The 22,428-nt window shown below is 53.6% G+C and carries 22 protein-coding genes; 16 read left to right on the top strand and 6 right to left on the bottom strand.

The features are described 5' to 3' along the window. Positions 1 to 3: 3 nt before the first annotated feature. The 3 genes from FBQ85_00835 (at position 4) to FBQ85_00825 (ending at position 3,103) form a co-directional block, all read left to right on the top strand. Positions 4 to 777 (top strand): 4Fe-4S dicluster domain-containing protein, encoded by a 774-nt coding sequence (locus tag FBQ85_00835; protein ID MDL1873709.1) that lies wholly within the window; start codon positions 4 to 6, stop codon positions 775 to 777. After that, positions 770 to 2,068 (top strand): molybdopterin oxidoreductase, encoded by a 1,299-nt coding sequence (locus FBQ85_00830; protein ID MDL1873708.1) that lies wholly within the window; start codon positions 770 to 772, stop codon positions 2,066 to 2,068. Before FBQ85_00835 ends, FBQ85_00830 begins: the two co-directional genes overlap by 8 nt. Before the next feature lie 192 nt (positions 2,069 to 2,260). Continuing rightward, complete coding sequence (locus FBQ85_00825) at positions 2,261 to 3,103, top strand: hypothetical protein (GenBank protein ID MDL1873707.1); 843 nt, start codon at positions 2,261 to 2,263, stop codon at positions 3,101 to 3,103. 264 nt (positions 3,104 to 3,367) lie between these two features. Here FBQ85_00825 and FBQ85_00820 read toward each other — a convergent pair whose 3' ends face one another. From FBQ85_00820 to FBQ85_00800, 5 genes are all read right to left on the bottom strand, one after another. Beyond that, a complete protein-coding gene (locus FBQ85_00820; GenBank protein MDL1873706.1) occupies positions 3,368 to 4,447 on the bottom strand; it encodes an aminotransferase class I/II-fold pyridoxal phosphate-dependent enzyme in 1,080 nt (359 codons plus the stop codon). Between the two features lie 72 nt (positions 4,448 to 4,519). Beyond that, positions 4,520 to 5,800 carry an amino acid permease gene (locus FBQ85_00815; protein ID MDL1873705.1) on the bottom strand — a complete coding sequence of 427 codons (1,281 nt, stop codon included), beginning with the start codon at positions 5,798 to 5,800 and terminating at the stop codon, positions 4,520 to 4,522. An 86-nt stretch (positions 5,801 to 5,886) separates the two neighbouring features. Next, positions 5,887 to 6,120, bottom strand: coding sequence for a hypothetical protein (locus FBQ85_00810; protein ID MDL1873704.1), 234 nt, complete (start codon positions 6,118 to 6,120; stop codon positions 5,887 to 5,889). A 201-nt stretch (positions 6,121 to 6,321) separates the two neighbouring features. After that, positions 6,322 to 7,503, bottom strand: coding sequence for a metallophosphoesterase (locus FBQ85_00805; protein ID MDL1873703.1), 1,182 nt, complete (start codon positions 7,501 to 7,503; stop codon positions 6,322 to 6,324). An 87-nt stretch (positions 7,504 to 7,590) separates the two neighbouring features. Beyond that, the gene (locus FBQ85_00800) at positions 7,591 to 8,571 is read right to left on the bottom strand and encodes a class I mannose-6-phosphate isomerase (GenBank protein ID MDL1873702.1); all 981 of its coding nucleotides are present in this window, start codon (positions 8,569 to 8,571) and stop codon (positions 7,591 to 7,593) included. 742 nt (positions 8,572 to 9,313) lie between these two features. On the opposite strand from FBQ85_00800, the gene FBQ85_00795 reads away from it, so the two are divergent. The 11 genes from FBQ85_00795 to FBQ85_00745 all read left to right on the top strand — a co-directional run bounded on the left by FBQ85_00795 (position 9,314) and on the right by FBQ85_00745 (position 20,117). Beyond that, a complete protein-coding gene (locus tag FBQ85_00795) occupies positions 9,314 to 10,201 on the top strand; it encodes a dihydrodipicolinate synthase family protein (protein ID MDL1873701.1) in 888 nt (295 codons plus the stop codon). A gap of 284 nt (positions 10,202 to 10,485) precedes the next feature. Further along, entirely contained in the window at positions 10,486 to 11,244 is a 759-nt protein-coding gene (locus tag FBQ85_00790) for a hypothetical protein (protein MDL1873700.1), read from the top strand. Positions 11,245 to 11,396: 152 nt separating this feature from the next. Next, positions 11,397 to 12,548: a peptidase M4 family protein gene (locus FBQ85_00785; protein MDL1873699.1), complete on the top strand. Its 1,152-nt coding sequence runs from the start codon at positions 11,397 to 11,399 to the stop codon at positions 12,546 to 12,548. A gap of 130 nt (positions 12,549 to 12,678) precedes the next feature. Next, positions 12,679 to 12,987, top strand: a complete 309-nt coding sequence (locus tag FBQ85_00780) for a hypothetical protein (GenBank protein MDL1873698.1) — start codon at positions 12,679 to 12,681, stop codon at positions 12,985 to 12,987. A 60-nt stretch (positions 12,988 to 13,047) separates the two neighbouring features. Next, positions 13,048 to 14,274, top strand: coding sequence for an ABC transporter permease (locus tag FBQ85_00775; protein ID MDL1873697.1), 1,227 nt, complete (start codon positions 13,048 to 13,050; stop codon positions 14,272 to 14,274). A 69-nt stretch (positions 14,275 to 14,343) separates the two neighbouring features. Further along, the gene (locus tag FBQ85_00770; protein ID MDL1873696.1) at positions 14,344 to 15,147 is read left to right on the top strand and encodes an alpha/beta fold hydrolase; all 804 of its coding nucleotides are present in this window, start codon (positions 14,344 to 14,346) and stop codon (positions 15,145 to 15,147) included. 197 nt (positions 15,148 to 15,344) lie between these two features. Continuing rightward, on the top strand, positions 15,345 to 15,929 hold the full coding sequence (locus tag FBQ85_00765) for an RNA polymerase sigma factor (protein ID MDL1873695.1): 585 nt from the start codon (positions 15,345 to 15,347) through the stop codon (positions 15,927 to 15,929). A 15-nt stretch (positions 15,930 to 15,944) separates the two neighbouring features. Continuing rightward, positions 15,945 to 16,751 carry a hypothetical protein gene (locus FBQ85_00760; protein ID MDL1873694.1) on the top strand — a complete coding sequence of 269 codons (807 nt, stop codon included), beginning with the start codon at positions 15,945 to 15,947 and terminating at the stop codon, positions 16,749 to 16,751. A gap of 31 nt (positions 16,752 to 16,782) precedes the next feature. Continuing rightward, on the top strand, positions 16,783 to 18,408 hold the full coding sequence (gene bamD / locus FBQ85_00755; GenBank protein ID MDL1873693.1) for an outer membrane protein assembly factor BamD: 1,626 nt from the start codon (positions 16,783 to 16,785) through the stop codon (positions 18,406 to 18,408). Then, the gene (locus tag FBQ85_00750; GenBank protein MDL1873692.1) at positions 18,405 to 19,205 is read left to right on the top strand and encodes a HEAT repeat domain-containing protein; all 801 of its coding nucleotides are present in this window, start codon (positions 18,405 to 18,407) and stop codon (positions 19,203 to 19,205) included. Before bamD ends, FBQ85_00750 begins: the two co-directional genes overlap by 4 nt. Before the next feature lie 300 nt (positions 19,206 to 19,505). Next, a complete protein-coding gene (locus FBQ85_00745) occupies positions 19,506 to 20,117 on the top strand; it encodes a nucleoside monophosphate kinase (protein ID MDL1873691.1) in 612 nt (203 codons plus the stop codon). Positions 20,118 to 20,119: 2 nt separating this feature from the next. On the opposite strand, the gene FBQ85_00740 is transcribed toward FBQ85_00745, so the two are convergent. Further along, on the bottom strand, positions 20,120 to 20,569 hold the full coding sequence (locus FBQ85_00740; protein ID MDL1873690.1) for an NUDIX hydrolase: 450 nt from the start codon (positions 20,567 to 20,569) through the stop codon (positions 20,120 to 20,122). A gap of 382 nt (positions 20,570 to 20,951) precedes the next feature. On the opposite strand from FBQ85_00740, the gene FBQ85_00735 reads away from it, so the two are divergent. Continuing rightward, positions 20,952 to 21,956 (top strand): M23 family metallopeptidase, encoded by a 1,005-nt coding sequence (locus tag FBQ85_00735; protein ID MDL1873689.1) that lies wholly within the window; start codon positions 20,952 to 20,954, stop codon positions 21,954 to 21,956. Positions 21,957 to 22,134: 178 nt separating this feature from the next. Then, positions 22,135 to 22,428, top strand: a 294-nt coding sequence (locus FBQ85_00730; protein MDL1873688.1) for a CoA pyrophosphatase, incomplete at its 3' end; no start/stop codon positions are given.

Raw genomic sequence — 22,428 nt, 5'->3', positions numbered from 1 at the left:
ACTATGACGAAGAAGCAAGAGGGAAAATCGCGCTACGGCATGGTGATCGATTTGGATCGCTGCAACGGTTGCGGCGCATGCATGATCGCCTGTGCGGTGGAAAACAACGTGCCGCCCGCGCATGCCAAAACCAATGACCGCAACGGCCTCACATGGATGCGCGTCACGGAATACTCGAACGGCAAATCCTTTCCGGAAAGCCGGCGCGTGTTCGTGCCCATGATGTGCCAGCAATGCGAAAACGAACCGCCCTGCGTGAGCGTATGTCCGCAAAACGCCGTGCAAGTCGATCCGAAGAGCGGCATAGTTGCGCAGATTCCGGTGCGCTGTTTGGGTTGCCGTTATTGCATGACAGCCTGCCCGTATCACGCGCGCTACTTCAATTGGTGGGATGCGGAATGGCCGCAAGGCATGGAGAAAACGCTGAACCCCGAAGTCGCGCCGCGCATGCGCGGCGTGGTTGAAAAGTGCAATCTTTGTCACGGCCGATTGCAAGCAGCGCGCGCCAAAGCCGCAGCCGAGGGTCGCCGCGAATTGGCAGAAGGAGAATACGTGCCCGCTTGTGTGGAAGCATGTCCCCAAGGCGCGATTGTGTTCGGTGATCTCGCCGATGAAAACAGCGAAGTCGCAAAACTCGCGCGGGCCAAGGGTTCGTTCCGCTTTTTGGAAAGCCTGGGCACGGAATCGAAAGTTTATTACCGCTCGGAACAACCCTGGGTGAAAAAAATGGCGGAGCAAACCATGGCGCGTTCGAAAAAGGAGACAGCACATGGATAAGCAACTGCTCGCGCGCGGCGTCTCACGCAGCCCGCTGTGGAAATTTTCATTATGGCTTTTGCCGTGGATCGCGCTCTTCGGTTTGGGATTATATGCCATATACCTCTGCCTGGCCGAAGGTCTCAATCAAACCAACATGGACAATCGTTTTGCTTTTGGTTTGTGGATTTATCTCGATCTCACCATCATTGCGCTCGGTGCGGGCGCGTTTTTTACGGGATTTCTGCTTTATATTCTCAAACGGCACGAATTGAAGGCCGTCATCAACAGCACGGTGGTGCTCGGATTCATTTGCTACAGCGGCGCAATAGCTGTGTTGATGGTTGACGTCGGCCAACCGTTGCGCGCCTGGTTTACGTTCTGGCATCCCAACGTGCACTCGATGTTGACCGAAGTGACGTTCTGCATCACCTGCTATCTCTGCGTGTTGATTTTGGAATACGCGCCCATCGTGCTCAAGAATCGCAAGCTGCGCCAGATTCCTTCGTTTTTGGTTTTTGAATTCGAATTGCACAAACTTGTGCCCGTGCTGGCGGGCGTTGGCACATTTCTGTCGTTCTTTCATCAAGGCTCGCTCGGCGGATTATACGGCGTGTTGAGCGGCCGGCCCTTTGCGTTTCGCGAGGGCATCGGCATTTGGCCTTCAACTTTCTTTTTGTTCGTGCTTTCGGCAATTGCCGTGGGCCCGAGTTTCGTACTGCTCACCACGTGGCTTGCTTCGAAACTTTCGAAGAAAACATTGGTGCGCAAAGAAACGCTGGGATTATTGGGCCGCATTTCCGGCATCCTGCTGCTCGTGTATGTGCTTTTCAAAGCCATTGACACGATGATTTGGATCAACCAAACCTCGCCGGCGGTAGGATTCTCAGCTTATGAATTCTACGCGCAGCCCTCGTTCGGCACATGGATTTTGTTCACGGAGATCATCGTGCTCGGATTGATTCCGGCATTGATTCTGTTGAGTGAAAAGAAACGCCGTGACCTGCGCTGGTTGATCACGGCAGCAGTGATGGTTTGCGCCGGCGTGGCATTGAATCGTTTCGTGATGACGATTCAAACGCTTGCCCTGCCCACGCTGCCTTTTGATGAGTTTCTCTCGTATGTTCCAAGCTGGCAGGAAGTGGCGACGTTCCTGGGTGTGATTGCCTACGGCGTGCTGATCTATTCGCTTTCGTTCCGCTATTTGTCGCTCTTTCCGCAAGAGCGGGAACTGCGGCATGCGGCACAAAATGGCAAAGCCGCGCATGCGCCGTTACCACGACGGCGCGAGGTGGCTCAACCAGTGATCTAATTGCATAATGTATATTCAGCAGTACATTGTTGCATTTATCATCGTAGTCCCGCCCCCCTTGTGGGTCGCTGTTCGAGAGAGCTGCCCACAAGGGGCAGGGACTACAAAATTCATGGGCACTGCATATCAGGAGTAATAAGTCGCGGTTCTATTCGCCTTGTGTGTAATGCAAATCATCAATGGAGACCCGTCATGTTGCCGGGAGTTTATGGATTCACGTGGAATATTGGCCATCTCATTTTTCTGGGCATATTCTATACAGTCGTCGTGGTTATCGCAACGACGCTTGTGGTATGCTCGCTGCGCGCGCGCAAGGATTTGAAGGCGCGCCAAGACGAACTCATCCGCTGGCATTTGGATTTTGAGGATCTGCCGGAAGCCGCGCGTCATTGCCGCCATGAGTTGGCCGGTGAAGTGGATTATCGCCTCTGCCCGAATGAATTCGATTGCCGGAAATGCGCGCAGCACCGTGAATTCGAGGCGCGAAAATCCGCTCTCGCCGCCGCATCAAAAAAAGCGCACGAAGAAGAAAACACTCTCGGCTTCGATATGCCGCCGGATCGCATGTATCATCGCGGCCACACCTGGGTGAAGCCGGAAGCCGATGACACGGTCACCATCGGATTGGATGATTTTGGCAAGCGCCTGCTCGGCAAGCCGGATCACGTCACCTTGCCGGAAGTTGGAAGCAAACTGCAAGTCAATGGCACGGCGTGGGAGATCAAAAAACAAAACACGACGCTGCGCATTCTCGCGCCCATTGATGGTGAAGTCATTGCAACCGGCGGACCGGAGCAAGAGTGGTATTTGAAAGTGAAACCCTACGGCAACGGCGCGAATACGACACATCTATTGCGCAACGGAGAAATTCAACCGTGGCTGCTGCGCGAAATGGAGCGGTTGCAATTGGCGCTGGCGCAAGAAGGCGTGGGTGAGAGTTTGGCTGATGGCGGTGTGTTGGTTGATGATCCTGCGCAGCAACAACCGGAAGTGAATTGGGACGCGGTGTGGGGCGAGATGTTCTTGGAGCCGTGAAGAATGTCCCAAGCGCGAATGCGCGCGAATCAACAGAAAACGCAAAATTTTTATTACCCGGAAACTTTATCTTCGTTTTCAGGCAAGTTAATATCTGAAGCTTTTAAATGGCTTCAAAAGCCTCGCCCACTAAATTGGAAATCCCACAGAATCAAAAATTTTCTTGTGGGATTTCATTTTTGCGGGCGAAATTTTCAGCTCCGCCCAAACGGGACTATTTTGCTTTTGAAGGATCGCGGGCGAGATTTACTAGCCTTCGTCAGTTCATCTGCCTTCATCGAGCGCATGCCCTAATCTTTCTAAACCCGCGCGCAATGTCTCCGTCGGACCGCCAATAGCAAGGCGAAAATGCTGCGACATATCGAAAAACCGGCCGGGCACAACGGTGGTTTCATAGTTCTCGCGCAAACGTCGGCACAGGCTTGCAACGTCGCCGCGCAGCAGTTTTGGAAATGAGATCATGCCGAACTCGGATTTGACGGCCTGTAAATCATCTCGCGCGTCGAAAAACATATGCAGCAAGTTGCGATTCACCTGCAAGATCGCGCGCGCGCGTTGCGCGATACGATCGAGTTGCGCCAGCGCAATGACGCTCAAACGCTCGGTGGCATGCGGAGGAATGACGCCAAAGAGATCATTCAAACGCCACATTTTTTCCGCCAAATCTGGCCCAGCCAAAATCCAGCCGCAGCGCAAGCCGCTCAAACCGTATACTTTTGTCAGACTGTTCGTAACAATGAACTCCTCGCCCAAATGAAAAGCTGACGGCGGCATGGCTTCAAACATGGCTTCACGATAAACTTCATCCACCAATACTCTCGCCCCTACTCCACGCGCCAGCTCGCCAATTTGTTTGAGCGTGTCATTATCCGTGAACACACCGCTGGGATTGTGCATATTCGAAACGACGATGAGCTTGGTGTGGGGCGTGAGGGCGCGTTCGACTTCTGCCGGATCGACGCGGAAACCCTCTGCAAAATTTCGCTTGAAATATCTTATTTGCGCGCCGAGAAACTGCGCTGTCGAAGTCAACAATTCATAAGTGGGATGTTCGAACAAAACCTCTTCCCCGGGCGCGAATGCGACTGCCATCGCTAGATGATTCGCCATTGATGCGCCATTGGCTGCCACGACACAAGCAGGATCAACCTGGCATTTTTTTGCAAGCGCCTGTTGCAGCGGCTCATAGCCATAGAAACTCGGGCCGCTCAACTCCAAATCTTCTAATTGCACCGAAAGCTCGGCAAGGGGATAATGCGTTAGTCCACTTGAAGCGAGATTATATTTACTGCCAGAGTGCAGCTTTGCCCATTGCATGTAGGGCGAATCCATCACACGGGTCATATCGCATTTGCCTTCATTGTAAAAATATGCTCGCACAAGCCACGCAGCATTTCATAAATCAACAAGAGATGATCACCGTCTCCTCCGCCACAAAAAATAAACCGGAATACCTGCCAACAAGATCCCCAAGCCAATCAACGTATTTTGTGGGTAAGCAACAAACGTATTGATCACGATAAGCCAGCATGCCGCGACAAAGAATAACGTCGTCCAGGGATGGCCGGGCATGCGATAACTTTTCGCATGATTTTGATTGGGAGCCATGGCCTTTTCCCGGCGGCGAAAAACCAAAAGACACGTTGCCGTCAAACCGAAGAAAATGAAATCCACGGACACCACGTAGTTGAGAATTTGTTCGTAGCGGCCGGAGATTGCGATGATGATTGCCGTGACTCCCTGCATGGCAATGGCAACGATCGGCACATGTGTGCGCGGATGCAAGCGCGCCACGCTTTTGAAAAACACACCGTCTTCCGCCATGGCAAAATACACGCGCGGCGCGGTGAGAATGCCCTGGCTCAGAAAACCGAGTGTGGAAATGGTGATGCCGACCGCGATCAACGCCGCGCCTTTTTCACCGAGCACGGCGCGCATGACTTGCGAAGCGGGCGTGGTCGTGTTTGCCAGGCCCTCTGCGCCCAACACATGCACACACACAACGTTCACCGCAAGATAGAGAATCACCACACCCATCACGCCGAGCAGCAAACCGCGCGGCAAATCTCTGGCGGGATTGCGCATTTCGCCGGCCACAAAGCTCGACGTCTGCCAGCCGCCATAGGCAAACAACACGGGAATCATCGCCGCGGCAAAGGCGGTGAGCAGATTGAAATCCGCAGAACGATCAAACACAGGCGTCAGACTCATGCGCGATTCATCCGCCAGCAACAAGCCGCATAACACCAGGCCAACGATCGCCGCGATTTTCAATACCATTAAGATGCTCTGCACCGTGCTGCCAGCGCGTACGCCCAGGCAATTGATGATGGTCAGCGCTGCCAGTGCAATGGCGGCGATCATCCAATCTGCCATAGCCAAACCGGTTAGTTCGAGGAAGTAACGGCCAAAGGTTACTGCCACCGCGGCCATACCGCCGGTTTGCATGACGAGCAGGAGACACCAACCGTAGATGAACGCCACTGCGGGATGATACGCCTCGCGGATGTAGGCATATTGCCCGCCGACTTGCGGCATGCGGACGGCCAATTCCGCATAGATAAACGCGCCGAGCAACGCGATTACCCCGCCAAACAGCCACGCGCCGAGAATAAGAAATGGCGTGTGAACCTGCTGCGCCACGACATACGGATTCATAAATATGCCGGAGCCGATGATGCCGCCCATGACCAGCATGGTGGCGTCAAACAGGCCAAGCCGGCGGGAGAGTTGGGGGGAGGCGATGGCCGCGGGAGAAATTGCAGGTGAATCGTGCGATGGTTTCAAGGGTTTTCTCTTGGGTTGGAATCGAAGTTTATTTCGCCCCGTTGGGGGCCGTTTGAGATTCTATTGACTAACGATTCAGGGCGTTGCCCTTCGCTGTCATATTCGTCCCCGTTGGGGACGCGATCATGGTGAAACTGTGGTTTTTTCATCCGTTTTTCTGTTGGATGAGTTGAAAACTCTTGCTGAGTCAGCATCGAAACAAAGGGGCGTAATAAGATCTCTTGTAGCATCACCAATCCCAAACGTAACGTTTGTCAGAATTCAATCCCGCCCCGTTCGGGGCTATTTGTCTCTGCAATAGAAGTCGACTTAACGTTGTAGTAACAGGGTGTGCATGGTTTGCAGGATGTTTATGCAGGCAGAAAATAGAATTTTTCCCCAGGAATGCCACAGGATTTTTGTAAGCAACTTCTCAACCATCACCAAGCAATTCAAGCTTTCATCAACTTGATCACCGTCACTTCCGCCGGCGCACCCAGGCGAATCGGAGGGCCCCAATAGCCGGTGCCATTACTGACGTAGATCCAGGTGTTGCCGTGTTTGTGCAGGCCGGACACATAAGGTTGTTGCAAGGGCACGAGAAAATTCCACGGAAAGAGCTGGCCGCCGTGCGTGTGGCCGGAGAGTTGGAGATCGAAGCCGGCCTCGGCGGCGGCAAAGATGCTGCGCGGCTGATGCGCGAGCAGAATCTTGACGTCAGCATTTGGCGCATTGGCAATAGCCAGTGCGGGATTAGAATCATGATGCGGAATGAACGGCCCGGCGCCGAAATCCGGCACACCCGCGATGAGAATGTGGCTGTTGCCGTGTTGCAAAATGCGATGTTCATTCAGCAACACCGTAAAGCCCAGGCGTTGCGCTTCAGCCAACCACGGTTCCGCGCCGGAATAGTATTCGTGATTGCCGGTGATATAGAATTTGCCATAACGCGCCGAAAGATTCGCCAGCGGCGCAACCTCGTCACGAAGATTTGACACCAGGCCATCGGCGAGGTCACCGGTAAAAGCAATCATGTCCGGCGCAAGCTGTTGCACTTGCGCGACCACGCTTTCGACGAATTTGCGTTTGATGGTTTCGCCCACGTGCAAGTCGCTGATCTGCACGATGCGCAAGCCGTGCAACTCCTCCGGCAGGTGTTGCAACGGAATCGTCACGTCAACAACTCTGGGCTTGCGCCGCGCTTGATAAACGCCATAACCCAACAGCAAACCGGCCAGGCCTAACACGACGAGATTGGTCGTCTGCAAAAACTCGGCTGCACGATTGCCGTGCAAGATGGTTGCAGCAAGACTCGGCGAGCCATTGACCAACGCAAAGGCTTTCTGCGCGCCGGCAAAGACGAGCCATGTGACATCGCGAAACAGCAGCAGGAAAAACAAAAAATTCAAGCCTCCCATGCTCAGGTAAGTCACCCACACGAGCACAGGCCGCCACGCCGGGCGTTCGCGCCGGCGTGAGGAAGCAAATGTGAACGGCGGCAGTATCATAAAAATCAAAATGCCTGCCCACGCCAGGGTCTGCATGAAGGCGTTCAACCCGGAGGGAGAAATCAAACGCCAGCCAACATAGCCATAAGCAAAAGCATAGATGCTAAACGCGATGAGGAAAAACATTATCCCACCTTATAGAGCAAAAAGCAAAAAGAAAGAAGCAAGAAAGACAAAGAGCCAATATGTTTGACTGGGGAACGAAAACGTCATTCAAACCATCTGCGTTTCGATGAAATGCAATTCCCCTTCGCAAACAGCCTCGGGCAGATCCGCCGGCAGCAGGAATGAATTGCCGCGCATGATTTCCTGCTGAAAACTTTCCGTGCGCAACACGCCCGTGCCCTGCAGGATCGTTACGATCCGAAAGCTCTGCAGCGCTGGCGGGAAAAGATGGCGCTGCGCAATGGTCCGTTCGGTCATGATGAAATATTCATTTCGGGTCAAGTAGCGAAACCGGTTTTGCTGTTCCTGTTGCCACTCACCCGGCGGAGGCGGCGTGTGCACGTTATAGTCGATGACTTCCAAAGCCTTTTCGACATGCAACGGCCGGCCTTTGCCCTGGTTATCGACGCGATTCCAATCGAAGATGCGATACGTTGTGTTGGAGTTCTGCTGCACTTCATAAATCAACATGCCGCCCAGACTCGCATGCACGGTGCCGGCTCGCAAGAAGAAGAAGTCGCCAGTCTTTGCCGGCAGGCGCTGCAACACACCTTCAGTATCCTTGCGCGCAGCCGCTGCGAACTGTTCGCGTGTAACGCCCGGCCGCAAGCCATAGATCAACTCGGCATTCTCCTCCGCATGCAAAACATACCAGCCCTCGGTTTTGCCAAAGCGTTCGTTTTCCAAACGCTGCGCCGCAGCGTCATCAGGATGCACTTGCACGCTGAGGGGCTGACTCACATCCAAAAACTTCACCAGCAGCGGAAATTGTGCGCCGTATTTTTGTACGACATTTTCGCCGAGCAACGCGTGCGGATATGCGGCCACGAGCTCCGTAAGCGTTTTGCCGGCAAATGCGCCGTTGCGGATCTTGCTCTCTCCTTCCCGCCGTGTTGAAATCTCCCAGGATTCCGCATAAATGCCGGAGGCCGGCAACCTTTTTCCGAGCATCGTTTCCAATCTTCGTCCACCCCAAATATAAGGCATATAGCTCTCTTCAAAAAAAAGCGGATACTTCACAACTGCCATGATATGACTCCTGTTTTCAAACAAGCTGAAAATCGAAACTCTTGAGCAGCTTTGAGGACTTCGCCTACAGTAAGTAGAACAGCCACAGAAAGAAAATTTTTCTGTGGGATTTTATTTCAGTGGGCGAAACACTTTCAGAATTTTATTCTGACTTTGAAAATCTAATCGTTTAGCGGTTAAATCGCAGGCGAGTATAGCAACTGGTTCGGCAAAACTCAAGCGCTATCTGCCATTACAAGCTTACACAAAATGTAATTGGGAATTCAGTTTGTATCATTTGGTTTCAGTGAAGGCCTGTGAGACAGATTCACCTTGTGCAGTCTGGTTGACAACCAGCGCGAATATTGGAGAATATCCAGGTTTTGCTCGCGACATACACGCGGCACAGAAACACGTATCGTGCGGCACGAAGCTTGCTAAAGAAAAAGGCAAATGACTTATGATCGCTGACAGGAAGTCGGCAAAACAAGCGCGTCCGGCATGACGATGAGCCGGCTTCTGGTAACGGAGAATTGACATTAGGACGACCTGAGCAGGAAGCTCAACACTCTTTGCTGCTCTCGCAATGTCGGACGCACTCGCCAACTACGTTTCACCATAAAGTTGTGGCTCCCCCTCACAGCCAAGAGGTCCGGGTCGAAAGGCTCGGGCCTTTTTTTATTTTCATCGCATTTGTGGGTTGAATTTTTATATTCCCTTTCGGTTCGCGAGCAAGTATCTTATCCAACTGAAAGAGGTTTTTATGCCGCTAAACCTGCAAGGCATTTTCCCACCGGTACCCACCCCCTTTGAAAACAGCCATTTTGCGCCCCACCGCTTGGTGGAAAATCTCAGCCGCCTAAATGAAACGGGATTATCCGGTTACGTTATACTCGGCTCGAACGGTGAAGCGCCGCTGTTGAGTCGCACAGAAAAATTGGAAATCGTGCGCGTCGCGCGCCGCACCATCCCAACCGAGAAACGCATGATTGTCGGCGCCGGCATGGAATCCACCGAGACAACGGCTGTCTTTACCATGCAGGTGGCGGACTTGGGCGCGGAAGCAGCGTTGGTATTAACGCCTTTTTTCTATCGTGAGAGCATGTCGCACGAGGCTCTACGCCGGCATTTTGAGAAAATTGCAGAGGCCTCGCCCATTCCCATTCTGATTTACAATGTGCCAAAATTTACCAATCTAAATGTTTCTGTAAGCCTGGTTGCACAGCTTGCGCAACATGAGAACATCATTGGAATGAAAGATAGTGCAGGCAATCTCAGTCAATTGCTCGAATTTCGGGAGAAGACGCCCGAGGGTTTTCAAATTCTGCTCGGCTCAGATGCGATTTTTTTCGCAGCGCTCGCGCATAATTTTCGCAGCGCGATTCTCGCGCTGGCCAACGTCGCCCCTCGCGAACTGGTCGAGTTGCGGCGCTTGGTGGATAACAACCAATGGGAAGCGGCGCAAGGCCTGGCTAACAAACTCGCGCCGGTGGGCAGGTTGATCATAAGCCGTCTCGGCGTACCGGGATTGAAAGCAGCGCTGGATGAATTGGGTTATTTCGGCGGCACGCCGCGGCCGCCGCTGCTGGCTTTGGAAGAGCCGGCCCGGCTGGAGATTCGTGAAGTTCTGCGCCAGGCGGGTCTGCTGTGAGTAGGTGCTTCAAAATAGCCCTTTCATTGAGCCGCGAAATTATGTCACCACTTCGTGGTTTCATGAAAAAAAAACGCCAACTGACTATAATCATGTCATCCCTTTTGAATTTTCCGCACCGAGAATCCCGAAGGGATGACATGATTGCAGAAAGATAGTCAAAAAAAACAGGTTAAAACCCTGTGAGGGCGACATATTTACTGCACCAACTTTTGGGAATTGCACCCATTGAAAATCGTTCCGGCCATGAGAGCGCCGGCGATTGATCCTTTTCAGAGGCACACATGTCGAAAGCCACAAAACAAAAGCTTTGTTTTATAATCATGCCTTTCCATCCGGATTTGATGCCGGTTTTCACCGATGCCATCAAGCCGGCCTGCCAACAAACCGGATTTAAGGCCGTGCGTGTGGATGAATTGGAGGGCGTGTATAATATCAATCGCGAAATTATCGAGCACATTTTTATTAGCGACGCGATTATTGCCGACCTGACCAACTGGCGGCCCAACGTGTTTTATGAATTGGGCGTGGCGCACGCCATCAGCAACAAGGCGATTATGATCATCAACAAGAAAGATGAAATTCCTTTTGACATCAAAATGTACAGTTGCATTTTATATGAACAAAACAAGGCCGGCTTGACCAAACTTGCGGCCAATCTGGTCAAGTCGCTCAAGAGCTTGGAGGTATGGCGCAAAGAGCCGGCGAATCCGGTGCAAGATCACAATCCGACCATCTGCATTCCCAAACGGGAGTTGGATGATATCCGCGGCAAATTGCGCGAGAAAGATGATTTGCTGCGCCGGCACGATACCGCAATCGATACCCTGCAAAAAACGCTTACCGAAAAGAATAATCTATTGCAGAGCAACAATGCGGCATTGACTAAAATGCGCAACAAACTGATGGCGAAGGAAAAATTGCTGCGCGCAGCGCCGACCAATGCGGACATAAAAGCGTTGCAGAAGCAGTTAAAACAAAAAGAGCATGAAATCGCGGCATTACAAAAAGAGGCAAACAAATTACGCGCGCTGCTAAAGTAAAGACGGTGCGTCGCAGAGGCCTCGCTCGCGCGAGGGCGAACTTTGCATTTGACTTTTTGAGGTTTTGTTTTATGTTGATTCCGGCAGAGGCGAACGAATATGCGCCCCGCATCCGCGCTGAGTTATTCACTCTCTTTCCCCAAAGGCATCGTATGCACACCCACATCAACAAAATGCAATGCGTCGTACCTCCACACATGCTGAAACGAATCGCTGAAAATGGCACGCCGGCGCAGCAGGAGTGGGCGAAGCGCACGCTGGAATCCTCCGAAAAATTTCGCGGGCAGCGGCAGACCTACACCGAGCATGCCACCCTCGCGCGCGCGGCGCAGTCCGATCGCCTGGAACGCATCGTCTACGACGCTAAAAACGGGAAATCATTACCCGGCCAGAAAGCGCGCAGCGAAGGCGCGCCGCCCACCGGCGATGCCGCGGTTGATGAAGCTTACGACGGCGCGGGCGCAACCTACCAACTGTTCAAAGAAGTCTATGAACGCAACTCCATCGACGGCAACGGCCTGCGCCTGGATTCCACGGTGCATTATGACAAGGGCTATGACAATGCGTTTTGGAACGGCGAGCAAATGGTTTATGGCGACGGCGATGAAGATCTGCCGATTGCCGAGCGTTTGTTCAATCGCTTTACGATTGCGCTCGACATCATCGGCCATGAGTTGGCGCACGGCGTCACGCAGCATGAGGCGCGTTTGGTTTATTGGGATCAATCGGGCGCATTGAATGAATCGTTCTCGGATGTGTTCGGCGCGCTGGTCAAGCAGCGCCAGCTCAATCAAACCGCCGGCCAGGCGGACTGGCTCATCGGCCAGGGCTTGCTGACGGCCAACGTCAACGGCGCAGCGCTGCGTTCGATGAAAGCGCCGGGCACGGCATATGATGATCCGATTTTGGGCAAGGATCCGCAGCCGGGTCATATGAGCGCATATCAAAATGTCGATTATGACAACGGCGGTGTACATATCAATTCCGGCATTCCGAATCATGCGTTTCATGTGGTCGCGCGTGAAATCGGCGGGTATGCGTGGGAAAAAGCCGGGCGCATTTGGTATCTCACCTTGCGCGACAAACTTTCGACGCGCTCGAATTTTCAGGAGGCCGCCAATCTCACGCATCAAGTTGCGGGCGAGCTTTTTGGCGCTAATAGTTTGGAACAGCAGGCGGTGCGCAAGGGCTGGGCGGAAGTGGGCATTACCATTGCCACGGGGGGCGGAGGCGATACCGGCGGCGGCAACAAGGGCTGCCTGCTCATGCCGGTGGGTGCGCTGGCAGCGCTGCTGCGAAGATGAATGCAGATTTAAGCGTAAGCCAGACAACAGGGCATGCGAAGAAACGCAACCATCAAAACGTAACGTTTCCCGCGAGAAATTTTCTGCTAGGCATTTTTGACACTACGTGTTGACTGGAAAGGAGAGCAAAATGCTAATCCAATTTGAACGGTTTGGCGGCTTCATGGGACGGCGCATGGCGACGACCATTGATACAAGCTCACTGTCGCCGGAAGAAGCGCAAGAGTGGCAAGAGTTGGTGACCGCGGCAAACTTTTTTGAGCTGCCGGATCATCTCGCCGCGCCCACCCGAGGCGCTGATCGCTTTTATTACAAACTCAGCATCGAAAACGAGCTGCAACAGCACACCGTTGAAGCCAGCGAATCTGCGCTGCCGCCGGATTTGGAGCCGCTGCTGCAACGCTTGAGCGCGCAGATGCGCCGGCCTTCCAGCATGTGATTTGATTTGTTAGATTAAATCTAATGACGCTGCTTGTGCAAGCGTTATGTCTAGCAGCGTTTGCCTCTCCGTCATTTTGTAGGCTCGCCCTGGATCGCGGTGATTTATGGCTTTGACTTACCTGCTTATCCCACTCTTGGGTCGAAAATTCATCTCAGCGCGCCGTTAGCCGGCTACCATCGTATGCAACGCATTCTCTATCTCATCCAAAAAGAATTTCGCCAGGTCTTTCGCGACCGCGCCATGCTGGTCATCATGTTTTTCGCGCCAGTCGTGCAAATGCTGGTGATCGGCTCAGCTATTACGACTGACGTCAAGAACGTGACGTGCATTCTCTATGATGCCGACAACAGCACCGCCAGCCGCGAATTGTGCCGGCGTTTTGCCCATAACCCCTATTTCAATGTGATTGGATATGCTGAAAGTCCCGGCGGCATTCGCAGCGCTTTGGATAATTGGCAGGCGCAACTCGGCATTTTTATCGAAGCAGACTTTGGGCGCAATCTTGAGCGCGGCTTGCGGCCGAACGTGCAAATCATCGCTGACGGGCTGGACGCGAACACCGCCGGCATCGCCCTTGGTTATGCCCAGGGCATTCTCACTTCCTATGCGCAAGAATTCTCACAGCCGCAACCAGGGCGTCTGCCTGTGCTCAGTGAAACGCGCATGTGGTACAATCTCAATCTCGAAAGCAAGCATTACATGATTCCCGGCCTGATCGGGCTGCTGATCACGCTTGTGACAATGTTCCTAACCTCGATGGGACTCGTGCGTGAAAAAGAAATCGGTACGCTCGAACAGTTGATGGTGACCCCCATTCGCTCCGTCGAGTTGATCATCGGCAAAGTCCTGCCGTTTCTCCTCATCGGCCTGGTGGAAATCAACGTGATGCTGGCGGTCGCATTTATTTTTTTCAAACTACAGCTTGCCGGCAACTATTTTTTGCTGCTCGGCGTCTCGCTGCTGTATTTCATGACCAGTCTCGGGTTGGGTATTTTCATTTCGACGCTTGCCGACACCCAGCAGCAAGCCATGTTCATTTCATGGTTTTTCATGATTTTTCTTTTGTTGATGTCCGGCTTTCTCACGCCCATTGCCAATATGCCGGAAAACTGGCAGCAGGCGACATATTTAAATCCCATGCGTTATTATATCAATTTGTTGCGCGAGATCTTTCTGAAGGCCACGCCGCTCAAATTTTTGTGGAATGAAATCATTCCGCTTGCGCTGTTCGGATTGTTGATCATCACGGCGAGCGCGTTGAAATTCAAAAAGCGGGTGAGTTGAGGGCGCGGCCTTGATCGTGATTCGGCAACAGCCTGCATAAATTGACTCGTTAGTTGGAGAATTACTGCAATGGAAGCATTCATCAATGGCATCAATCTTCATTATGAAGATCACGGCCACGGTTTGCCCGTAATTCTGCTGCACGGTTTTCCGCTGACTCATGAAATCTGGCAGCCGCAGATCGAGGCTCTGCAAAACGAATGTCGCGTCATCACGCCGGATTTGCGCGGTCACGGCAAAAGCGAGGCGCCGGGCGAAGTTTATACGATGGCCGGGCTGGCAGACGATATCGCCGGGCTGATCAAGCATCTCAACTGCGGGCCGGCCATCATCGCCGGACATTCGATGGGCGGCTACGTTGCCTTTGCGTTTTATCGCCGGTATGCGGATTTGGTTAAAGGCCTGGTGTTGGTCAGCACACGCGCCGCAGCAGACACGCCCGAGGGCAAAGCGAATCGTGAGGCGATGGCGCAGCGCGCGGAGCGGGAACGCAGCAGCGCGGTTGCGGTGGAAAAGATGCTGCCGAACATGATGTCTCCCGCCTCCCATGCCGCGGATCCTTCACTCAAAACCAACATTGACGCGATGCTGGCAGCCACTTCGTTTCATGGCATCGCGGGCGCGCAACGGGGCATGGCGAGCCGCAACGACAGCAGTGATCTGCTGCCAACCATTTCGGTTCCCACCTTGATCATTGCCGGAACTGCCGACGCGTTGATTCCACCGGTCGAATCGCAAAACATGGCGCAAGCAATTCACGGCGCGGAGTTGCAACTGCTCGACGGCGCCGGCCATCTTCCCAGCCTGGAAAAGCCGCATGAATTCACCGCCGCACTGCAACATTGGCTGCGCCGGCAATTTGCGCAACCTTGAGAACCAGTCGGGTATCAAGAAATTCAAAAAAACCGGAACGATTGCCATCCCACAATCCCGGTTTCCAGCCTGCAATTTTATCACCAAAAAATTGTGCCATCGTTGTCAACCTCATGGCGTATTCCCCTGTCCTAACTTGTGCAAGACAAATAGGAAATGACAGGGCACGCCCGGCAGACGTCTGAAAAGGTTCACGCATGATGGAAGACGAAGTTCATTTGATTCGGCGACTCCAGTCGGGCGAATCCTCGGCATTTCGCGAGTTGGTGGAAAACCACAAACGGCGCGTGGTGGCGCTTGCCTTTGATTTGATGGGCAATCTCCAGGACGCCGAAGATGTGTCTCAGGAAGCCCTCATGAAAGTCTATCACGGCATTCGCGATTTTCGCGGCGAGGCGCAGCTCAGCTCGTGGATGTATCGCATTGTGGTGAACATTTGCATCAATCGCCGCCGCAAAAAGGCGGTTTCGGCAATGGAATTACGTGAAACATTCGAGGGCAACGAAAAGCATGCAGCGCATGCCAGTGAGACGGCGGAGGCGAATCCCGAATTAACTGCCGAGGCCGGCATGATTCGTGAGCATTTGCGCGCCGCGCTCGATCACCTCTCACCGCAACAGCGCAGCATTTTCATCATGCGCCATGATCAGGACATGCCCTTGCAACAAATCAGCGAGATTTTGAAAATCTCCGAGGGCACCGTGAAAAGCCAGCTCTTCCGCGCCTTGCGCAAACTGCAAAAGCAGCTCGCGTTTTATCGCGCCGATTTGGGAATCAGTTAACAAGGTTGAAGCGCCATGACAAATTGCCAAAAATATGAAACCCTGCTGATTGACAAGCTTTTCGGCGATATTGATACGCGGCAGGAGAAACAACTCGAGGCGCATCTGGCGTCGTGTCCGGCGTGCCGGGCCATGCTCGCGGAGTTTCGCGAGGTGCGCGAATCACTGGGAAAGCCGCAGCGCCCGGATGTGCCCGCGCACTTTTGGGAGGGTTACTGGGAGCGTCTGATCAAACGGATGGATCATGAGCCGCCGCCCTCGCCCTCGCTGTGGGAACGTCTGCTTTCGTTTATGCCTGCAAGAGGGACGCCCATCCTGCAAATCGCCTCTGCTGCAGCCGTACTCGTGCTCGGCATCTTCATCGGGCGAACTTTTTTCCAGGACTCGCCGCAAGTGACGGCGACGGACGCCACGCCGCCGGACGCTGCTGAGGTTCAACAAGTCGCTGCGCGCAGCGAGCAACTGCTTGAGCGATCGAAGATCCTGTTGATCGGCATTGTAAATGAAGATCTCTCGGCAGCCAGCGCGCAAGATCTTAAACATCAGCAGCAGACTTCGCGCACGCTGCTCACGGAAGCGCGCGATTTGCGCGCAACATTGCAGCAGTCTCCCGATCGCCGGCTGGTGCAACTGCTCGATCAACTGGAAGTCGTATTGTTGCAGATCGCCAATCTCGAGGCCGCGCATGATCTAGCTTCGATCGAGTTGGTGCGCAACGGCATCAATCGCGAGGGCTTGTTGCTCAAAATCAATCTTGAAGAGTTGGCGCGGCAATCGCAAGCGCCGCCCGCGCCGCGGGATCACCAGAAAAAGATGTTGTAATCATCTCATCGCAAGGAAACGAGGTTTTCACATGAGACGCTTAATTTGGTCGATGGTATTGATGTTATGTGTTGCGGGCAAAATGGCCGCCGAAGTGGAACAACGCAAAGCGCCGCATCCCTGGGCCGGAGTGTTTGCGTTGTTGCAAACGCCGAAGGGCGAAGCGCAAGACGACGCTTATCAAGCGTATAAATCCGCGCAGAATTTCGTTTATGAGCAACGCTGGGCCGAAGCCATCACGCAATTGCAGGCGTTCTTGAGCAAATATGCCGGCAGCAAATATGCCGCAGATGCGAATTTTTGGATTTGCTACAGCCAGGAAAAACGCGGCGATGATGCGGAAAAAGTTTATAACGCCTACAAAACCTTCATCAAAAACTATCCACGCAGCGGCTACGTTGACGAAGCTAAGGCGAATATGATTTTGCTGGCCGCCGCGCTTGCCAAAGCCGGTAAAACAGGCTATCAAGCTGAGGTGCAGGCCATGCGCCAGGACGCGGATGAAGAGCTGCGCTTGCAGGCGCTTTACGCCCTGGGGCAGCACGATGACGAAGAGACGGTTAACACGCTCAAAAGCCTGCTGGCCTCGGAAAAAAGCCCGAATGTTCGCAGAAAAATCGTGTATGTTTTCGGGAATATCGATTCGCCGGAAGCCGTGAAAACATTGAGCGAAATTGCGACGAATGATCCTGATGCGGGCGTGCGCAAAAGCGCCGTGATGACGATTGGCAACAGCGACTGGGAGGGCGCCGTCGCGTTTCTCACGCGCATCGCGAAAAGCGATCCGGAGCCTGAAATTTCCAAAGCCGCGGTTTATGCAATTGCAAATCAATCCTCTCGCGAAGCCGTCAATGCTTTGAGCGACATTCTCGGCAACGCCACCTCACTGGAAATTCGCAAAGCCGCGCTTTACTCGCTGGGCAACACCGGTGAAGAGACGGCTTTGCCGGCGCTCGAAAAAACCGCGCTGCAAGGCGGCGATCCCAAACTGCAGGAGGCGGCAGTATACGCTATCGGCAATATGGGTTCTGCTGAGGCGCTGCAATCCCTGCAAAGCATCTTTGCCAAGAGCACAACGGCAAGCGTGCGCCGCGCCACGGCTTATGCCATTGCGAATACCGGTGAACCCGCAGCCGCCACGTTTCTGGCAAATAGCGCGATGACTGAACCCGATGACAAAATCGCGGAAGCATTGGTGTATGCCATCGGCAACCTGGGCTCGGAAAACGCCGTAGAAAAGCTCCAACCGTTGGTGGACGGCGCGCGCGCCCCCGGGGCGCGCAAAGCCGCGCTGTATGCCATCGGCAATACCGGCGGCGAAAAAGCCGTGCAGGCGCTGGCGAAAATCGCGATGACACAAAAAGATGAAGCGCTACAAAAAGCCGCGGTTTATGCGATCGGCAATGCCGGCGACCGGGTCGCGGTCAGCACGCTTTCCGAACTGATCAATAATCTCACTTCGCCGGAGGCGCAGATTGCCGCAATTCACGCGCTGGGCAACACGAATGATGATGAGGCTGTGCCGGCGCTCTACAAACTCGCGTCGCAATCGTCCAATCAAAAAGTTCGCAGTACGGCCGTGAATGCGCTGGGGCAAATTGATTCGCCTAAAGCCAAAGAAGCCTTGCTCAAAATTATTCGAGGAGAAAAGCCATGAAACGCCGAATGCAACAACTCGCCTGTTTATGTTTGATGTTGCTCGTTGTCGCGCCGCTGCGGTTGCGCGCGCAGGACAAACCGGAGGCCAGACCCCAAAACGCGCGCCGGGCGGATGAATTAGATTCGCTCAAGCAGGGCAAGCTTGCCCGGCAGCATGAAAAACTGGCGCGGGAGATGGAGGAGATGGGAGAACGGCTGCGCTTTGAGCTCGTCCCCGAGCTGGAAGAATTGCGAGATGCGCTTCCCGATCTGCATGAAGAACTGGCCCCCGCGTTGGCAGCATTGGAATTGCCTGACCTCGAAGCAGAACTTGCCCAACTGCGAGAGTTGCCATTTGAATTGCACATGGCTTTGCCGGAATTGGCAGGTTTTCCGGAGATGCTGCCTATTCCCGAAATTCCGCCGATGCCGGAGATTCCGCCGATGCCCGTACTAGCACCGCACGCACCGCTCCTCGACTATGGCTTTCATCGTTCCGGCATTTCCTCGCGCTATAAAAAATATTTGAGCGCCGATGAGTCGGTGCAAGCTGAGGCGTTGCGCTCGTTGTTGCATCAGGATGAAAATTTGGCGCTTCCGGAATTGCAGAAGATGAGGTCGCATCAAAATTGGGCGATGCGCGCTGCCGTCGCTGACATGCTGGGTGAAATGGAAGACAAAGAGGCGGTGACAATCTTGCGGGAAATTTTGAAGAACGACGTCGATCAACGCGTACGCCGTGCGGCTGTGCGGGCGCTGTCGCGGCGTTCGGAGCCGGAAGCACGCGCAGCGTTGCGGGAATTGTGGCAAAAGTAAACCCGGAGGTTCGGTCACCGCTGGCCGCGATTTTAAAATTTTCGTTTTGATGAGTACAGTTTGTTGCGACCGGTTCTAACAAACTCACACGAGACGATCATTTTGTGAAAACGTTTTGTCGGTGTTGAATCAAAACAAATACGGCCGCAATTTCTCCTATAGCATCTTTCCTCATTTTTATTTAAATACATCCTCGAATAATTGACCGGCCGGTTTCATTGCGCGTCACTCGTGCGGAGCCGGCTGGTCGATTTCTGAAACCAGACTTTCATCCACGATTCCCCCCAAACGAGGACGCAAATGACATCGCCCACTTTGTATAACACCGTTTTGCTGTTCGGCCCTCCGGGCGCCGGCAAGGGCACCTGGGGAAAAATTTTGGGTATGATGCCGGGTTTCTATCATCTCTCGACCGGAGAGATGTTTCGCAAGATGGATACAGAAAGCGAGCTTGGCATCAAGGTGATGGAATTCATGCGGCGGGGCGAGCTGGTGCCGGACAATATCGTGTTCAATTTGTGGACGCAGCACATGCAGACCGCCGTTTTGATTGGGTCCTTCAAACCGCAGCGGGACATTCTGATTCTCGACGGCTTTCCGCGCACGCCGCATCAAGCTCAGACCTTGAAAAATGTCGCATCAGTGAAGGCAATATTGCTGTTGCATTGCCCGGATCTCGAAATTTTGATCAGACGCCTGCATCGTCGCGCGGTTTTGGAGAATCGCCATGACGACGCCAGCGAACCGCTGATTCGCCAGCGCCTGGTCGTCTTCGAACGCGAAATGCACAAAACCCTCGCGGCGCTTCCGCAAGAATTGATCGAAACCATCGACGTTTCGCAAGCGCCGGTACACATTCTCGCGGCGATCAGCGCCGTGCTCAAACAACGCTTGCCGGTCGCGCCCGCATAACATTACACCAGAGCCTCGAGGATCTTCAAATAATCGAATGCTACACGCTCGCGCACTTCGTCCAACCTAACCCAGACACAGCGCCCTTCGCGCGAATCGCGCAATGCGCCGCCGCCGACCCGGCCTTCATAAACGATATCGACGGTGCGCACCCACGTTCCCGGCCGTTTTCCCGAAAGCGTGCCAAGAATGCCTGTGATTTTGAGTTGCAAACCGGTTTCTTCCTTGACCTCCCGCTCCGCCGCATGCTCTGCCGTTTCATTTAAATTGATATGCCCGCCCGGCAAACCATATCCCTTGCCATCACGCCGTATGATCATCAAAAATTTGTCTTGCTCTTTCACCACCACCGCCACGCTGACAAACGGCGGAAGCTGGCCTGCCGTCAAGACGTAAAGCAGGCGTTGCAACAGAGCCAGCAACAGTCGCATCGTTAAAAAAATGATTTTCACAAAATTTTCCTCCAGCTCACTTGCGTCCAAAACCTGGCTGTCAGTCTCAGTTGACAACGTCTAAAAGTCATGCGTAAGGAATAACGTTCACGTGCTCGTCAATTTCAAGACGATTTTGCAACACCGCCAAGTAAAGTTTCGGAATTGTTCCGTACTCTGCCCCAGCGCGCGTATAGTTTATAATATCTGAAAGAGTTTTGCGGAGCGCCAACGCCAGAAAAAATAAAGCCAGCCGCAGTCTACAATTCCGCATGAAATCTGGCGCCTGCGCTTTTGGGCAGGGATGAATTTGCCGCGAGGGTGCAACCCGCGGCAAGCCAATTATTGATACGGCGTGGCAAGGGAACCGTCACGGGTATAAAAGTCAATCAAACAAAGATGAATGGAGAAAACCTCCGTGGATAAGAAAAGAATCCGTTTGGTGCTCTTTTCCACATGGGGGAGCGACTACAAGCAAGCCGAGTTTAGCGTCTCGACTTTTGCCGGCATTCTAGCCGGCGGGTTGATCGCGCTTTTTTTGCTCGGCGGCGGCTTGTTATTCAGCTCGAAACTCATCTTTGAAAATTTCTATTACAAAATTCAAGAACGCCGGCAGGCGAAGCTGATGGAACGCTTCGCCGAGTGGAAAAATCGTGTGGAAGATCTGGCGCATCGTTTTGATAAAACCCTGGGCTCGACGCGTTCGCTTGCCCTGACGATGCGCGAACCGGGCGAGCAAAAAAACGCAGCCGAGCAGCTCGACGGCCGCGGCGGCGCGTTCATCGACGAAGACGACAATATCCTGCCGACGCTGACCGGCGGCCGCGGCACGCCCGACGCCAATCTTTACCGCGACGAACCGGAGGTGAAAGAAAAAGCCGCTCCGCACGAACACAACCCCACGGATCTCATTTCCGAGCTGGAATCGCGCTTGAGCGACACCCGTGAGGCGCATCAAATCATCTTTGAAAAATTTGAAGAACGCCGCAAACAGCTTGAGCATATCCCCTCCATCAAACCGATTTTTAATGGCCGCATTACGGACTTTTTTGGCAAGCGCGTCGATCCTTTCGTGCGCAAAATCCGGCATCACCGCGGCCTCGATGTGGCGGCGCCGTACAACTCACCAGTTTATGCTCCGGCAGCCGGCACCGTCGAATTCGTGAAGACCCGCTACGTGCCCAAGCGAGGTTACGGTCGCGTCGTGATTTTGAATCACGGTTATGGCATCAAAACGTTGTACGGCCATCTTGCTCAAGTCAATGTGAAGCTCGGCCAGAGAATTGAGCGCTGGGACGTCATTGGCCTGGTGGGCGCCACCGGCCGCGCCACCGGCCCGCATTTGCATTATGAAGTTTGGGTTGATGGTAAAGCCCGCGATCCGGGAGAATTCATTATCAATGAGTAAACACGCCAGCGCCACGAATCTGCACCGCATGCGTTAACGATAATCTCTGTGCCCGTAAAGGCGATGAACGAAAGGTCATCGCCTTTCTTTTTTGCCGAGAAAAAACTTGAGTCTCGGCCTAAAATTCGCTAGGTTGCGCGGCAAATCCAGCCGTATAAATTTCTGCAACCCGTCGATTATGTTCTCGCCCAGCGCGCTTAAACAACTCTTGCAAACGGCAAAAGCCCGTGTTGCGCCTTTGCCTGGCCTGAAACATTCTGCCGTGCTCATGATTTTGTTTGAAGCCGGAACGCCGGCGCAAACTCATGCCGTCTTCATTATGAAAACGGCTGACGGTTCGCGCCATGGCGGGCAAATCGCCTTCCCGGGCGGCCGCGTCGAGCCGGAAGACTCCTCGACACTGGCGACCGCGCTGCGCGAAACACGCGAAGAAATTGGCATCGCGCCCGAACAACTTGAGGTGATGGGAAGT

The organism is Cytophagia bacterium CHB2, assembly GCA_030263535.1.
In the GTDB taxonomy this organism is placed as follows: Bacteria; Zhuqueibacterota; Zhuqueibacteria; order Zhuqueibacterales; family Zhuqueibacteraceae; genus Coneutiohabitans.
This window is presented reverse-complemented; position numbering and strand designations above follow the sequence as displayed.